The organism is Oleiphilus sp. HI0080 (genome assembly GCF_001635135.1).
Map to the genome: position 1 here is coordinate 1 of NZ_LWFU01000751.1, position 877 is coordinate 877.

Below are 877 nucleotides of genomic sequence, written 5' to 3' on the forward strand. Positions count from 1 at the left end.
CAATGATAAGCTTCGTGACCCAATGTCTGAGGTCCCTCAGCAGCCGGAATATGTCAAAGGTGTTTTCCGGTCTACAAAACCAGAGTTCGCGGTGATCGTCGGAATATGTACGCACTTAGGTTGTTCTCCTCAGTTTGTTCCTGAGGTGGAGCCACAAGAGTTCGACGAAAACTGGCTGGGCGGCTTCTTCTGTCCGTGCCACGGTTCTCGTTTCGATTTGGCTGGGCGTGTATTCCAGGGCGTTCCTGCACCAACTAATCTCGTAGTTCCACCGTATAAATACCTAGATGATGAAACCATCATGGTTGGTGTCGATGAGGAGGCAGCATAATGCAAAAGCTTATTTCTTGGATTGATGCTCGACTGCCAGTGGTAAATGCTTTTGAAAAGCATATGAGCAAGTATTACGCGCCAAAAAACTTTAACTTCTTTTATTTTTTTGGTGTGCTTTCTTTTGTAGTGTTAGCTAATCAGCTGTTGACTGGTATTTGGCTAACCATGAGTTACAACCCTTCAGCTGAAGGTGCCTTCGCATCGGTTGAATACATCATGCGTGATGTTGAATATGGCTGGTTGTTGCGATATCTACACTCTACAGGCGCTTCTGCGTTCTTTGTGGTTGTATATCTCCATATGTTTCGTGGCTTGCTTTACGGCTCATATAAGAAACCAAGGGAGTTGGTTTGGATCTTCGGGATGACGATTTACTTAGCCTTGATGGCTGAGGCATTCATGGGCTATTTGCTTCCGTGGGGGCAAATGTCTTACTGGGGTGCTCAGGTAATCGTTAACCTCTTTGGTGCAATTCCTTTTATTGGTGAAGATCTGGCTCTGTGGATTCGTGGCGATTATCTCATTTCAGGTATCACGCTAAATC

2 protein-coding genes are annotated in these 877 nt (G+C 45.5%); both read left to right on the forward strand.

Features of this window, described 5'->3' with window-relative positions; genetic code table 11:
* Window positions 1-331, forward strand: a 331-nt coding sequence (petA, locus tag A3751_RS15795; RefSeq protein WP_068457828.1) for a ubiquinol-cytochrome c reductase iron-sulfur subunit, incomplete at its 5' end; no start/stop codon positions are given.
* Window positions 331-877: cytochrome bc complex cytochrome b subunit (locus A3751_RS15800; protein WP_197466403.1), on the forward strand; the 547-nt coding region annotated here is incomplete at its 3' end. The genes petA and A3751_RS15800, both read left to right, overlap by 1 nt.